The following is a 14,832-nucleotide window of genomic DNA, read 5'->3' as shown; positions in this document are numbered from 1 at the left end:
GGTGGGTCTTGCGACCCCGAAAACAGTCGCGGCGCATCACTGCGCCGCGAGGGAATACTTCGATCAGCGGCGCAGACCGAGCTTCGCGATCAATGCCTTGTAACGCGTGCTGTCCTTGCGCTTCAGGTAGTCGAGCAGGCGGCGGCGACGGTTGACCATCATCAGCAGGCCGCGACGGCTGTGGTGATCCTGCTTGTGCTCCTTGAAGTGGCCCTGGAGCTGCTCGATGCGACCGGTGAGCAGGGCGACCTGGACTTCCGGGGAGCCGGTGTCGTTCTCGCCGCGCTTGTTGTCTTCAATGATCTTGCTGGTGTCAATGGACATGGGTTTGCCTCGTTGATGCGCGACCCGCAGAACGCGTCCGATGCCGGGCAATGCCAGCACCGGCGCACCGCCTGGTCCGCCGCTTGTTTACAAAATTGGATGATGAAACGTGGGTTTGCTTGGGAAAGCCCGCAAATTGTAGCCCTCTGTCCCCGGGACAACAAGGCGCGTCAGCGCTTTCGCTGCAATCAGCACGCTGCCGGCGTGGCCCACGCGAACAATCGCTGCGGATGCAGCAATCCGGTCTCGTCGACTCGGCCCAGGCCCAGCACCCGGTCGTCCTGATCGTGAACCGCTACGACCACCGGGCCCGGCAGCGCGACGTCCGGGCGGACTGGCTGGCCATGGCCCAGGGATTGCGCTTGTTCCGGGTCCAGGGTGATCCGGGGATAATCGGCCAGCCCCGCCTCGATCGGCAACAAGCAGGCATCAAGAAGGTCCGCGCCCTGCCCCGCCAATGCCTCCAACTCGGGGAGTGAATACATCCCGGGATCAGTGAACGGCTCAACCCAGAGCCGGCGCAGGACCTCCACATGCGCCCCACAACCCAGCGATTCGCCGATCTCGCGAACCAGGCTGCGCACATAGGTTCCTGAACCGCATTCGATCGACAGCACCAAGCGCGGCCCATCGTGCTCCAGCAGTTCAAGTCGGTGTACCTCGACATCGCGAACTGGCGCGTCGATCGGCTCGCCACGTCGGGCCTTGGCATACAGCGGCTCACCGCCCTGTTTCAGGGCCGAATAGATGGGTGCACGCTGGCGGATGTTGCCACGCAGCGGCGCCAAAGCCGCTTCTATATCGGCGGAGTGCAATGACGGAACCGGTCGTTGTTGCAGCACCAGGCCATCGGCGTCGTCGGTGTCGGTGGTGGAACCCAGCACCGCGGTGGTCTGGTAGGCCTTGCGTGAGCCCAACAACAAACCCGCGATCTTGGTGCCTTCACCAAAACAGATCGGCAGCAGACCGGTGGCGAGCGGGTCAAGACTGCCGGCATGGCCAGCCTTGCGGGCATGAAACAACCGGCGAACCTGTTGCAAGGCCTGGTTGGAACTCAGTCCGGCGGGCTTGTCGAGCAACAACAGCCCGTCGACTGGACGGAAGTTGGCACGGCGACGCTTGCTCATCGATCCGATCCGCTCCGATCCATCTGGATCAATCAGGCAGGGTCTTCGGTGTCGCCTACCGGCGGATTCTCGCGCAGCAGGTTCTCGATGCGCTCACCACGATCCACCGAGTCGTCGTAATGGAAATGCAGTTCCGGCACGTGGCGCAACTGCATGGCGCGCCCGAGTCCGTAACGCAGCGGCTTGGTCAGCTCTTTCAGCCCTTCCATCGCCTCTTGCGCACGCTCTGGCTGCAATGCCGTCACGAATACCTTGGCATGCGCCAGGTCGCGGGTGACTTCAACGTCGGACACGCTCACCGACGGCAGGCCATGCTCGCGAACGGCCTCGTGCACGAGGGTGCCCAGCTCACGTCGGAGCTGGGCGGAAACGCGATCGGTACGATGGAAAGTCTTCATGGCATCACAGCGTGCGCTGGACCTCGATGCGCTCGAAGCACTCGATCATGTCGCCCGGCTTGACGTCGTTGTACTGCTTCACGCCGATGCCACACTCGGTGTTGACCCGGACCTCGTCGACGTTCTCCTTGAAGCGGCGCAGCGATTCCAGCTCGCCCTCGAAGATCACGACGCTGTCGCGCAGCACGCGGATCGGTTTGGTCCGCTTGACCACGCCCTCCACCACCATGCAACCGGCGACGGCGCCGAACTTGGAGCTGCGGAACACATCGCGAACCTCGGCATTGCCGATGATTTCCTCGCGGATCTCCACACCCAGGATGCCCGAGGCAACCTGCTTCACCTGATCGATCACGTCATAGATGATCGAGAAGTAACGCAGGTCCACGCCGTTGGTCTCGATGACCTTGCGGGCGGACGCGTCGGCGCGCACGTTGAATCCGATGATGGTGGCCTTGGAGGTCGATGCCAGCTGCGCATCGGACTCGTTGATACCACCGACGCCGGAGCCAATGACGTTGATGCGGATCTCGCTGGTGGACAGCGCGGTCAGCGCCTCGCGCAGTGCCTGCACCGAGCCTTGCACATCGGCCTTGATGATCAGTGGCAGGCTGAGCTGGTCTCCACCCTGACCCAACTGGGCCATGATGTCTTCCATCCGGGTGCCACTCTGGGCAACCAGGCGCGACTCGCGACGCTGGGCATCACGTTGGCCGGCCACATCCTTGGCCAGGCGCTCGTCCTCGACCACGACGAAATCGTCACCGGCATCGGGAACACCCGACAAACCCAGTACCTGCACCGGAATCGAGGGGCCGGCCGAATCGACCTGGGCACCGGTCTCATCGAACAACGCCCGCACGCGGCCGTACTGCACGCCGCAGACCAGATAATCGCCCTTCTTCAGCTCGCCCTGCTGGACCAGCACGGTGGCCACCGGGCCTCGACCCTTGTCGAGCGCCGACTCGATCACCACACCGTTGGCGCGGCCTTCGGCGACGGCACGAAGCTCCAGGAATTCCGCCTGCAGTGAAATCGCGTCCAGCAATCCGTCGATGTTCTGGCCGGTCTTCGCGGACAACTCGACGAACTGCGTCTCGCCACCGAATTCCTCGGCAACGACTTGTTGTTCCAGCAGCTCGTTCTTTACCCGCAACGGATCGGCGCTGGGCTTGTCGACTTTGTTGATTGCCACGATCAACGGCACGTTGGCAGCGCGGGCATGTTGCACCGCTTCGATGGTCTGTGGCTTGACGCCGTCGTCGGCGGCCACCACCAGCACCACGATATCGGTCAGCTGCGCGCCTCGCGCCCGCATCGAGGAGAACGCCGCGTGACCCGGCGTATCCAGGAAACTGATGATGCCCTTGTCGGTCTGCACGTGGTACGCGCCGATATGCTGGGTAATGCCGCCAGCCTCGCCGGTCGCGATCTTGGTGCGACGGATCTGATCCAGCAACGAGGTCTTGCCGTGGTCGACATGGCCCATAATGGTCACCACCGGTGGACGCGCCACCTGCTCGCCATCGTTGTTTTCCACGTGCGCCAACAGGACGTTTTCAACGTCGGCTGCATCGGCGCGGACCACGTTGTGGCCAAGCTCCTCGGTCACCAGTGCCGCGGTGTCATGGTCGATGCTCTGGGTGATGGTGGCCATCACGCCCATCTTGAACAGCGCCTTGACCACCTCCCCACCCTTCAACGACATTTTCTGGGCGAGGTCGGCAACCGTGATGGTCTCGCCAATCGCAACATCGCGCACGATGGGTGCGGTCGGCTTGCTGAACCCGGTACCGCTGCGCGCCTGGTTGCCCTGGCGCCGCGGCGTCGAGCGCCCACGGGTGTTGGTGCTGCGACGCGCACGGTCGGACGCACTCAAGTGCATCTGCCCGGCGAAACGCTTGTCGCGTCCATCGTCGTCGGCGCCGGCGGGAGCGGCATTGGAACCACGCTTGTGGCGTGAAGTCCCGCGCTCGTCGCCAGCCCGCGGCGCGGCGGGCTTCGGATGGCCGTGACCATGGGTCACAGCGGGCTTGGGCTCGCCCTCCACGGCTGCCTGAGCCGCGGGTGCCGCCGCAGCAGCAGCCTGCTCAACCTTCAGTTGTGCGGCCTGCTCGGCTTCACGCTTCACCCGCTCGGCTTCGTCGGCGCGGCGCTTGTCGGCCTCTGCCAGTGCCTTTTGCTCGGCGAGGTTGCGCTGCCTGGAAGCTTCCAGCTTGCGCAGGATCTCGGCGCGCTCGTCGGTTGGCTCACCCTGCTTCTCGTCGGGGCGGATCACGGTGACCTTCTTCCGTACCACCACGTCAACCGTGGCGCGGCTTTTCCCGCCTCCGACCGTAAGCTCCTGCTTGCGGCTCCGGCTGAGAGTGATCTTCTTGGCAGGGCCGCCAACGGCGAGGGGCGCGTTGCCCTTGCCATGGGCGCTGCGCAGGAAGCCGAGCAGCTTGCCCTTCTCGGCGCTGGTGACCGCCTGGTCAGGCCCGTCGAAGGGCATGCCAGCCTCGGCCAACTGCTCCAGCAGCTTCTCGACCGGCGTATTCACCAGTGCGGCCAACTTGCGGATAGTGGTTTCCTGCGACATTCGGTTTCCGTGTCCTGTGGCACGGACCAATGCCCGTGCGTAATGATGCATTCTAACGGCTGGGTTTCTGGAACCCGTTCAACAACCTTTACCGTTCTACTCGGCGGCCTTGTTCGGCCGTCCTACTCAAACCAATGTTTGCGCGCTTCCATGATCAGTGCCGCGGCCCGGGCCTCGTCCACGTTTTCCAGCTCGGCCAGCTCATCGGTCGCCAGATCGGCCAGATCATCGCGCGTGACCACGCCTTGCGCCGCCAATGCGAACGCCAACTCGTCGTCCATGCCTTCCAGCGACAGCAAGTCTTCGGCCGGATGATGCTCGTCCAGCACTTCCTCGGCCGCCAATGCCTCGTTCAGCAACGCATCGCGGGCGCGGGCGCGGAGTTCCTCGACGATGTTCTCGTCGAAACCCTCCACTGCCAACAACTCCCCGACCGGGACATAGGCGATCTCCTCCACCGTGTTGAACCCCTCGCTGACCAGGATCGCGGCGATTTCCTCGTCGACCTCCAGCCTGCTCTGGAACAACTGCCGCGCGACGGCCTGCTCGGTCTCGGTCTTCTCGATGACCTGGTCCTGGGTCATCACGTTGAGCTGCCAACCCGCCAGGCGGCTGGCCAGGCGTACGTTCTGGCCGCCCTTGCCGATCGCCTGGGCGAGACGATCCTCGGCTACCGCCAGGTCCATCGAGTGCTTGTCTTCATCAACGATGATTGACTGCACCTCAGCCGGTGCCATGGCGTTGATCACGAACTGCGCCGGGTTGTCCGACCACAGCACGATATCGACCCGCTCACCGTTGAGCTCGTTGGTCACCGCCTGCACGCGTGAACCGCGCATGCCGATGCACGCGCCGATTGGATCGGTGCGGTTGTCATGGGCGAGTACCGCGATCTTGGCGCGATCGCCTGGATCACGCGCGCAACCCATGATCGACACCAGGCCCTGGCCGACTTCCGGAACCTCCAGCTGGAACAGCTCCATCATGAATTCCGGAGCCGCGCGGCTGATGAACAACTGCGGCCCACGTGGCTCGGGGCGCACGTCATACAGGTAGCCACGAACGCGGTCACCGGCGCGCAGCACATCACGCGGGATGCCCTTGTCCTTGGGAATGATCGCCTCGGCGTTGCCGCCCAGGTCGACATAGATATTGCCGCGCTCGACCCGCTTGACGATGCCGGTCACCAGCTCGCCGACGCGATCCTTCCATGCGTCGATGACCTGCGCACGCTCGGCGTCGCGCACCCGCTGCACGATGACCTGCTTCGCGGCCTGGGCTGCAATGCGGCCGAAGCCGGGGTTCTCGATCTGCTCGTCGATGTAGTCGCCAACCTCGACCCCTTCGACCTCGTCGATGGCGTCCATCAGTCGCAGCTGGCGGTCAGGCGACTCCATCACCACGTCGTCGGCAACCACTTCCATCCGGCGGAAGGTTTCGTAACTGCCGTCCTCGGGATTGATCTTGACCCGGACCAGCACGTCTTCATCGTGGTAACGCTTCTTCGCCGCAGACGCCAGTGCCGCCTCGATCGCTTCGAGGATCACCGATTCCGGCACGCCCTTTTCATGGGCTACCGCATCAACGACCAGCAACAGTTCCTTGCTCATCTGCTTACTCCGCCGAGGACGGCTTTGCCGCCGGCTTGTTGGTTGGTGTGTTGGTTGGATTCTTGCGCTGTCCCGGTTTGGAGCCGGGCTTGCTGGGCTCGAGTCCCAACCCCGCCCAGTCCGGGACCAGGCGAGCCTTGTCGACATTGTCCTGCTGGATCACCAGCGGCGCGCCGTCGACCAGGAAGGTCATGTCGTCGTCGGTGACCTGTGAAATCACACCGGTCAGGCGACGACGACCGTCTTGCGGCAGCCGCAACGTAACCTTCGCAGTTTCACCGATAAAGCGGGTGAAATGCGCGGCGGTGAACAACGGCCGATCAAGCCCGGGGGAAGACACTTCCAGGGTGTAGTTGCCGCTGATCGGATCTTCCACGTCGAGCTGGGCGGAAACCTCGCGGCTGACGGCCTCACAGTCTTCGATGGAGACCGCTCGTGGCGCACCGTCATCGGTGCCATCGTCACCCGCCTGGGCGTCACCGTTGGCCTGCTCGCTCGCGGGCAAGTCGATATACAGCCGGACAACCGCCCCACCCGGGGACGGGAGGTACTCGATGCCCAACAGTTCGACACCCAACGAAGCAACCGTGGGGGCCAGCAATTGAGAGATTTCGGCCGCTTTGTCCGTCACGCGTTCCTACTCCTGCGATTGGCAACTGGCGCGTCGATCCGCGAGTCAATACTGCAAATGCAACAAAGGGCCCATTGGGCCCCTTGTCCGTACCGCTGGATGTCGGTGTGACGCGCGAGCAGAACGCGTCACCAAGCCCGAGCTGTTGGCCAAAAAAGAAAGCCTCTAAACGAGGCTTTCAGCGAACTGCCCAAACACTGCAGTCCCGGCCGAAGCTGGTAGCGGGGGCAGGATTTGAACCTGCGACCTTCGGGTTATGAGCCCGACGAGCTGCCAGACTGCTCCACCCCGCATCAGGCCGCCCATGATAGCGGCGGACTTTGAACTTCGCAAGCCCGATCAGGCTTTTTCTTTGCTCGACACTACTAGTGCCGATCCAACCCGGGGCCCCATTTCATGGCCTCGCCCCGGTTGGGGGAGGCAGAGCTTAACCGACCCACGCACTTGTTGCAAAGCTTGCCGCACAAGCGCGTCCCGCGAGTGCGGAAACGCGGCCAAACCCCGTTAATCAGGGCCCGAATGAACGCTGGCACCACTCCATGATCGGGCTCCAAGCCAGGCCAAGCGCCAATAGCGCGACGGCATTGACGCCAAACACGATCCGCAACGGACGATTCTGCGACGGCGGCGGCATCTCGCCGATCGGCTCATCGAAGTACATCATCTTGACCACGTGCAGGTAGTAGAACGCGCCGATCACCGCAAACACGATGCCGACGATGGCCAGCCAGAGCATGTCGCCCTGGATCGCCGCCTGCAACACAGCCAGCTTCGCCCAGAAGCCAATGAAGGGCGGCACGCCGGCCAACGAGAACATCACCAGCAGAACCATTCCGGCCATCCACGGGCTACGGGCATTGAGTCCCTTGTAATCGACCAGTTCATCGGCTTCGAAACCACGGCTGGACAGCACCACGATTGCACCGAAGGCCGCCGCGGCCATCAGCGCGTAGCTGATCGCATAGAACATCGCCGCGGCAAACCCGATCGCTCCGGCACCGGCAAATCCCATCAACAGGAAGCCGACATGGGAGATGGTCGAGTAGGCGAGCATGCGCTTGAAATTGCTCTGCATCAGCGCGCCGAGGTTGCCAATCGCCAGCGACATCACCACCAGCGCGGCCAGCATGATCCGCCAGTGGTCATCGGCCGATCCAAGCCCCTGCTCCAGCAGGCGGAAGGTCATCCCGAACGCCGCCAGCTTGGGCGCCGAGCCGATGAACAGGGTGATCGGGGTCGGCGCACCGTGGTAGACGTCCGGCAACCACATATGGAATGGCGCGGCACCGAACTTGAAACCGATGCCGACTACCGCGAACACCACGCCGGTGACCAGCATTGTCTGCGACGAGGTGGTCTGCGCGGCAAGCGCGATGGCATCCAGGTCCAGAGTGCCGGTGGCTCCGTAGATCAGCGACAGGCCGTACAGCAGCAGGCCCGATGCCAGCGAACCCAGAACGAAATACTTGATTCCCGCCTCCGAGGCCAGCGGGTTGTCGCGGTCGATCGCCACCAGCGCGTAGGAGCACAACGCCAGCATCTCCAGCCCGACGTAGATCATCACCAGGCTGCCGGCAGAGACCAGCAGCATCATGCCCAGCGCTGCAAACAGCATCAGCACCGACATCTCGCCCTTGTAGATGCCGCGGTCACGCATGTAGGGCCACAGATAGACCATCGACAACGCGGTCGCAATGGCGATGCCGACCTTCAGTACATCAGCCATGGTGTCGCGCACGAACATACCGCTGAACACAGTGGCGTGGCCGCCGACCCCGCAGGCGATCAGGCCAGCGGTGACCAGCAACAACACCATCGCCAGGACATGAACCATCACCCGGCGGCGGTCGGACAGGAACAGGTCGAGCATCAGCAGCGCGAAAGCGCCGCCGACCAGCACCAGTTCCGGCAACAACGGCATCAATTCGGCGGCGGAGCGTACGTGGATCATTGGCAATCTCTGATAGGTCGGTGCTTATGGCACGAGCGCCCGACTGGGCGTGTCTACAGTTTGGAGGCAGCGATCTGCATCGCCAGGTTGGCGATGGACGGTTCCATCATGTCGGTCAACGGCTTCGGCCATACGCCTATAAACAAGGTTCCGGCCGCGAACACTCCCAGCACGAACAACTCGCGGGCGCCGATGTCCTTCATGGTCTTGACCGGCTCGTTGACCACCGGTCCCCACAGCACGCGCTTGACCAGCCACAGGCTGTAGCCGGCGCTGATGATCAGCGTCAGTGCCGCGCCGAGCGCGATCAACGGATTGCTCTGGAAGCTGGCCAGGATGACCATGAACTCGCCCACGAACGCGGACGTCCCGGGCAAGCCGGAGTTGGCCATCGCGAACAGCACATAGAACACCGCGAACATCGGCATCATTACCGCCACGCCGCCGTAGTCCTTGATGCTGCGCGTGTGCAGGCGGTCGTACAACACGCCGATGCAGGTAAACAGGGCCGCCGAAATGAAGCCATGACTGACCATCTGCACCATCGCGCCCTGCAGGCCCAGCCGCGCGGCGTCCATGTCGCCGAAGTCGCGCACCAGTCCGAAGGCAATGAAGGTACCCAGGGTCACGAAGCCCATGTGCGCGACCGACGAGTACGCCACCAGCCGCTTCATGTCCTCCTGCACTAGGGCGACCAGCCCGACATAGATCACCGCGATCAGGCTCAACGCGATCATCAGCCAAGCCCATTCCGCACCGGCATCAGGCACGATCGGCAGGGCAAAACGCAGGAAACCGTAGCCGCCGATCTTCAACATGATGGCGGCCAGGATCACCGAGCCGGCGGTCGGCGCCTCGACGTGGGCGTCGGGCAGCCAGGTATGGACCGGGAACATCGGGATCTTGATCGCGAACCCAAGCAGGAAGCCGAAGAAAATCCAGGTCTGTTCGCCCGCCGACAGCTGCAACTGGACCATGTCGGCGATCTGCCAGCTGCCACCCTTCATGTACAGGTAGATCAGCGCGATCAGCATGAACAGCGAGCCGAGGAACGTGTACAGGAAGAACTTCATCGCGGCGTAGACGCGACGCGGCCCGCCCCAGACGCCGATGATGATGAACATCGGGATCAACATGCACTCGAAGAACACGTAGAACATCATCGAGTCCAGCGCGCTGAACACCCCGATCATCAACCCTTCCAGGATCAGGAACGATGCGTAGTACTGGCTGACCCGCTTATCCACGCTCCAGGCATAGACCAGCACCAGCATCGATGTCAGGGCGGTCAATCCGATCAGCGGCACCGAGAACCCATCAACCCCGAGGTGGTAACGCACATCGAAAGCCGGGATCCAGGCGTTGTTCTCCACGAACTGCATCGCTGCGGTGCCGGAATCAAACCCGGTGAACAACAACACGCTCAGCGCCAGGGTGACGGTCGCCACCGCGGTGGCAAACCAGCGCGCGGCGTTGGCGCGTTCATTGCCCAATGCGAGGGTCAGCAGGCCGCCGATGATCGGCAACCAGACAATCAGGCTCAGCAAAGGCAGCGCGCTGTGTAAAGGCTCTGGGGTCACGTCGCGGTCCTTCTCAGATCAGGTTGCGGATGAGTGCGGCCAGCAACACGATCAAGCCGATAATCATCACAAAAGCGTAGTGGTACAGGAAGCCGGACTGGATCCGGCGGCTCAGGTTGGCGATCAGCTCGACTACGCGAACACTGCCATTGACGGCAACGCCATCGATCAAGCGGCTGTCGATCATTCGTGACGCCTTGCCCAACTGGACGCTTCCACCGGCAAGGCCCTTGATCCACAGCGTGTCGAAACCGTATTTGTTTTCCAGTACCCGGACCGGCCACGCAAAGACCCTGCGTGCCTTGGCGTGCAGCTCGGGCTTCCACAGGTACATCACCGTAGCCAGCGCAAAACCGGCAAACGCCAGCCAGAACGCCGGCGCCCTGAATCCATGCAGCGCGAAGGCAACCGGGCCGTGCCAGACCTGGCTGGCAAGCGTTGCCACCACGTCACGCGCCGCCGCCACGTCGATCGAGCCGAGGAAGAATGGGAGCTGCGCGATATCCCCATTCCAATTGGTCCCGAACAACACCGGACCCGCTGTGAAGAATCCGATCACCACCGAAGGGACCGCCAGCGCGATCAGCGGCACGGTCACCGTCCACGGCGACTCGTGTGGTTCGTGGTTGCCGTGGTCCTCGCCATGGTCATCATGGCCGGCCTCGTGCACCGCTGGCGCATCACGGAACCGTTCCTTGCCGTGGAAGGTCAGGTACAACAGACGGAAGCTGTAGAACGCGGTCACGAATGCGCCCGCCAGCACGGCCCAATAGGCGTACTGGGCAATCCATCCACCATGCTGGCTGGCGTGGTGCGCCGCCTCGATGATGGTGTCCTTGGAGTAGAAGCCGCTGAAGAACGGCGTACCGACCAGCGCCAACGTCCCCAGCAACATGGTCCAGTAGGTGATCGGCATGTACTTCTTCAGCCCGCCCATCCGGCGCATGTCCTGCTGATGGTGCATGCCGATGATCACCGAACCGGCCGCCAGGAACAGCAGCGCCTTGAAGAACGCATGGGTCATCAGGTGGAACACCGCTGCGCTGTAGGCGGACACGCCCAGCGCAACCGTCATGTAGCCCAGCTGCGACAGCGTCGAATAGGCGATGACGCGCTTGATGTCGTTCTGCACGATGCCGATCAGGCCGGTGAAAAACGCGGTCGTCGCGCCCAGGAACAGGACCAGCTGCAACGCGGTATCGGACAGCTCGAACAGCGGCGACATCCGCGCCACCATGAAGATGCCGGCGGTTACCATCGTCGCAGCGTGGATCAGCGCCGAGATCGGGGTCGGGCCTTCCATCGAGTCCGGCAGCCACACGTGCAACGGAACCTGCGCCGATTTCCCCATCGCGCCGATAAACAGGCAGATGCAGATCACCGTCGCGATCGACCACTCGTGGCCGGCGAAGACCGCAATGGATTCCCCTACCAGGCTTGGCGCGTTGGCAAACACGGTCGCGTAATCGAGCGAATCGAAATGCCACGCCACCGCGGCAATACCCAGGATGAAGCCGAAGTCACCCACCCGGTTGACCATGAACGCCTTGAGGTTGGCGAACACCGCACTGGGGCGCTTGAACCAGAAACCGATCAGCAGGTAGGACACCAGGCCCACCGCTTCCCAGCCAAAAAACAACTGCAGGAAGTTGTTGCTCATCACCAGCATCAGCATTGAGAAGGTGAACAGGCTGATGTAGCTGAAGAAGCGCTGATAACCGTCGTCGCCAGCCATGTAGCCGATGCTGTAGATATGCACCAGCAGCGATACCGAGGTCACCACCACCAGCATCATCGCGGTCAGCGTGTCGACCATGAAGCCGATGTGTGCCTCGAACCCGCCGACCTTGAACCAGGTGTAGAGGTTCTCGTTGAACGGCGCCGCGCCCTGCCCGACCAGTTGCCACAGCACCCACACCGACAGCGCGCAACTCACCGCCAGCCCGGCGATGGTGACGCTGTGTGCACCGGCGCGACCGATCCTGCGGCCAAAGAAGCCCGCGATGATCGTGCCCAACAGCGGTGCCAGCGCGATGGCCAGCAGCACCCACTTGGAAATGGCGAACTCCATACCCGACATCCGATCAGCCCTTCAACGAGTCAATTTCGGCGACATTGATCGTGCGCCGGTTACGGAACAGCGTGACGAGGATCGCCAGGCCGATGGCGGCTTCCGCCGCGGCCACGGTCAGGATGAAGAACACGAACACCTGGCCAGACGGGTCACCGAGTTCACGCGAGAACCCCACGAAGTTGATGTTGACCGAAAGCAGCATCAGCTCGATGCACATCAGCAACACGATGATGTTTTTGCGGTTGAGGAATATCCCGGCCACGGAGATGCAGAACAACACGGTTCCCAAGGTGAGGAAGTGGCCCAGCGCCAAGCCTGAAGCGAACATATCCATTACTTGCCCTCCCCGGGATTGCCCGTGCTATCGACGTCATCCAGCGGTCGCGGCTTGACCGCGTCCATCTTGACCACGCGCAGCCGGTCGGCGGCGCGCACCCGCACCTGGTCGCCGGGGTTCTGCTTCTTGCCGCCCTCACGCGGCGGGCGCAGCGTCAGCGTCACCGCCGCGATCACCGCCACGGTCAGGATCACCGCCGCGGTTTCGAACGGCAGCAGGAATTCGGTGAACAATGCATGCGCCAGCCATTCGGTATTGGGCAGGCCGGCAGCGGCCGCGCCATCGACCGGGAACGGCGTGTCCATCAGCGCTTTCGCGCCGATCAGTACCAGCATCTCCACCAGCATCACTACCGCAACCAGCAATCCGACCGGCAGATAGCGCACATATCCCTCACGCAGCGGAATGATGTCGATATCGAGCATCATCACCACGAACAGGAACAGCACCATCACCGCGCCGACATAGATCAGCACCAGCGCCACACCGAGGAACTCGGCGTCGCCGATGATCCACACGCAAGCCACCGAAAAAAACGTCAGTACCAGCGACAGCGCGGAATGCACCGGATTGCGGACGCTGATGACGGCGGTTGCCGCCGCGATCGCCGCAAGGGAAAAAACAATGAAGGCTATGAAGACAAAATCCATGGGGGCACTCAGCGGAAGGGTGCGTCGGTGGCACGACGTTCTGCGATTTCGGCTTCAAGCCGGTCGCCGATGGCCAGCAGCTGCGGCTTGGTGAGGACGTTCTGGCCGCGCTGGTCGAAGTGGTATTCGTGGATATGGGTTTCCACGATCGAATCCACCGGGCACGACTCCTCGCAGAAGCCGCAATAGATGCATTTGAACAGGTCGATCTCATAACGCGTGGTGCGGCGGCTGCCGTCTTCGCGCTTCTCCGAATCGATCGTGATCGCCAGTGCCGGGCATACCGCCTCGCACAATTTGCAGGCGATGCAACGCTCCTCGCCGTTGGGATACCGGCGCAGCGCATGGATGCCCCGGAAACGGGGCGACTGCGGCGTCTTTTCCATCGGATACATCAACGTGTACTTGGTCTTGAACGCGTACTTGAGCGTCAATCCCATGCCACGCAGCAGCTCGATGAGCAGCAGGCTTTTGAAGAAGGAAACGATGCGATTCATGGCTCTACCTTATTGCCCCGGCTCGAACACGCCGAAATACGCCATCAGCGCGACCACGACGATCCAGAAGATCGCCAGCGGAACGAATACCTTCCAGCCGAGGCGCATGATCTGGTCGTAGCGATAGCGCGGAAACGAGGCGCGGAACCAGACGAAGCAACTGGCAAAGAAGAACACCTTCGCAAACAGCCACCACCAGCCATCCACCGACAACAGCGGAATGCCCCAGCCCTGCAGCGGGCTCAGCCAGCCACCAACGAAGAAGATCGAGACCAGGAAGCTGATCAGGATCATGTTCGCGTATTCGGCCAGGAAGAACAGCGCGAAACCGGCACCGGAATACTCGACCAGATGGCCACCGGTGATTTCCGACTCACCCTCGACCATGTCGAACGGCAGCCGGTTGGTCTCCGCCACGCCGGACACAAAATAGATCACAAACAACGGCAGCAACGGCAGCCAGAACCACTCGAACAGGCCCGCATTACCAGACTGCGCCATCACAATTTCGGTCAGGTTCAAGCTGCCGGCGGCAACCATTACCCCGACCAGAGCGAAGCCCATCGCGATCTCGTAGGCGACCATTTGCGCCGCGCCGCGCATGGCGCCCAACAAGGCGTACTTCGAGTTGGTTGCCCAGCCGGCGAGAATCACTCCGTAGACCCCCATCGAGGTCATGGCCAACAGGTACAGCAGGCCCGCGTTGGCGTTGGACAGCACGACCTGGGCGTCAAACGGGATGACCGCCCACGCCGCCAGCGCCGGAATCAGCGCCAGCATCGGCGCCAACTTGTAGAGGAACGGCGACGCAGCAGCCGGCTGCAACAACTCCTTGAACAGCAGCTTGAACACGTCGGCGAACGTCTGCAACAGACCGCCAAAACCGACGTATTTCGGCCCGACGCGGACATGCATCCAGCCGATCAGCTTGCGCTCCCAGAGCACATAGAAGGCCACCGCGATGATCAGTGGCACCGTGATCGTCAGGATCATCAATACCAGCCAGGCCACGGTCCCTACCGCCCCGAACGAGCTCAGCCAACCGTGGAACGGAGTGATCAGGTCATTCATC

At 62.7% G+C, this 14,832-nt stretch carries 13 protein-coding genes and 1 tRNA gene; all 14 read right to left on the bottom strand.

The genetic code is table 11. The features are described 5' to 3' along the window. Positions 1-63 precede the first annotated feature (63 nt). The 14 genes from rpsO to nuoH all read right to left on the bottom strand — a co-directional run bounded on the left by rpsO (position 64) and on the right by nuoH (position 14,831). A complete protein-coding gene (rpsO, locus tag ACW7G0_RS04990) occupies positions 64-324 on the bottom strand; it encodes a 30S ribosomal protein S15 (protein WP_456961709.1) in 261 nt (86 codons plus the stop codon). Positions 325-512: 188 nt separating this feature from the next. Further along, positions 513-1,451 (bottom strand): tRNA pseudouridine(55) synthase TruB, encoded by a 939-nt coding sequence (gene truB, locus ACW7G0_RS04985; RefSeq protein ID WP_456988022.1) that lies wholly within the window; start codon positions 1,449-1,451, stop codon positions 513-515. 32 nt (positions 1,452-1,483) lie between these two features. Then, positions 1,484-1,849: a 30S ribosome-binding factor RbfA gene (gene rbfA, locus ACW7G0_RS04980; protein WP_456961711.1), complete on the bottom strand. Its 366-nt coding sequence runs from the start codon at positions 1,847-1,849 to the stop codon at positions 1,484-1,486. 4 nt (positions 1,850-1,853) lie between these two features. Beyond that, positions 1,854-4,430 (bottom strand): translation initiation factor IF-2, encoded by a 2,577-nt coding sequence (infB, locus tag ACW7G0_RS04975; protein WP_456988020.1) that lies wholly within the window; start codon positions 4,428-4,430, stop codon positions 1,854-1,856. A 122-nt stretch (positions 4,431-4,552) separates the two neighbouring features. After that, the gene (nusA, locus tag ACW7G0_RS04970; protein ID WP_456988018.1) at positions 4,553-6,040 is read right to left on the bottom strand and encodes a transcription termination factor NusA; all 1,488 of its coding nucleotides are present in this window, start codon (positions 6,038-6,040) and stop codon (positions 4,553-4,555) included. Between the two features lie 4 nt (positions 6,041-6,044). Further along, the gene (locus ACW7G0_RS04965) at positions 6,045-6,671 is read right to left on the bottom strand and encodes a ribosome maturation factor RimP (RefSeq protein ID WP_456988016.1); all 627 of its coding nucleotides are present in this window, start codon (positions 6,669-6,671) and stop codon (positions 6,045-6,047) included. A 216-nt stretch (positions 6,672-6,887) separates the two neighbouring features. Further along, a tRNA-Met gene (locus ACW7G0_RS04960) sits at positions 6,888-6,964 on the bottom strand. Positions 6,965-7,179: 215 nt separating this feature from the next. Then, positions 7,180-8,622, bottom strand: a complete 1,443-nt coding sequence (gene nuoN, locus ACW7G0_RS04955; RefSeq protein ID WP_456988015.1) for an NADH-quinone oxidoreductase subunit NuoN — start codon at positions 8,620-8,622, stop codon at positions 7,180-7,182. Positions 8,623-8,675: 53 nt separating this feature from the next. Further along, complete coding sequence (locus tag ACW7G0_RS04950) at positions 8,676-10,175, bottom strand: NADH-quinone oxidoreductase subunit M (RefSeq protein WP_456989454.1); 1,500 nt, start codon at positions 10,173-10,175, stop codon at positions 8,676-8,678. A gap of 40 nt (positions 10,176-10,215) precedes the next feature. Further along, positions 10,216-12,273, bottom strand: coding sequence for an NADH-quinone oxidoreductase subunit L (nuoL, locus tag ACW7G0_RS04945; RefSeq protein ID WP_456988013.1), 2,058 nt, complete (start codon positions 12,271-12,273; stop codon positions 10,216-10,218). 13 nt (positions 12,274-12,286) lie between these two features. Next, positions 12,287-12,604 carry an NADH-quinone oxidoreductase subunit NuoK gene (gene nuoK, locus ACW7G0_RS04940; protein WP_456962966.1) on the bottom strand — a complete coding sequence of 106 codons (318 nt, stop codon included), beginning with the start codon at positions 12,602-12,604 and terminating at the stop codon, positions 12,287-12,289. Between the two features lie 5 nt (positions 12,605-12,609). Beyond that, positions 12,610-13,263, bottom strand: coding sequence for an NADH-quinone oxidoreductase subunit J (locus ACW7G0_RS04935; protein ID WP_456988011.1), 654 nt, complete (start codon positions 13,261-13,263; stop codon positions 12,610-12,612). 8 nt (positions 13,264-13,271) lie between these two features. After that, positions 13,272-13,760 (bottom strand): NADH-quinone oxidoreductase subunit NuoI, encoded by a 489-nt coding sequence (nuoI, locus tag ACW7G0_RS04930; RefSeq protein WP_456961718.1) that lies wholly within the window; start codon positions 13,758-13,760, stop codon positions 13,272-13,274. Between the two features lie 9 nt (positions 13,761-13,769). Then, positions 13,770-14,831 carry an NADH-quinone oxidoreductase subunit NuoH gene (nuoH, locus tag ACW7G0_RS04925; RefSeq protein WP_456961719.1) on the bottom strand — a complete coding sequence of 354 codons (1,062 nt, stop codon included), beginning with the start codon at positions 14,829-14,831 and terminating at the stop codon, positions 13,770-13,772. Position 14,832 lies beyond the last annotated feature (1 nt).

The sequence above is a fragment of the Lysobacter sp. A286 genome, from assembly GCF_054052105.1.
The sequence above is the reverse complement of the archived record's forward strand: the minus strand, read 5'-3'. Positions and strand labels throughout refer to the sequence as shown.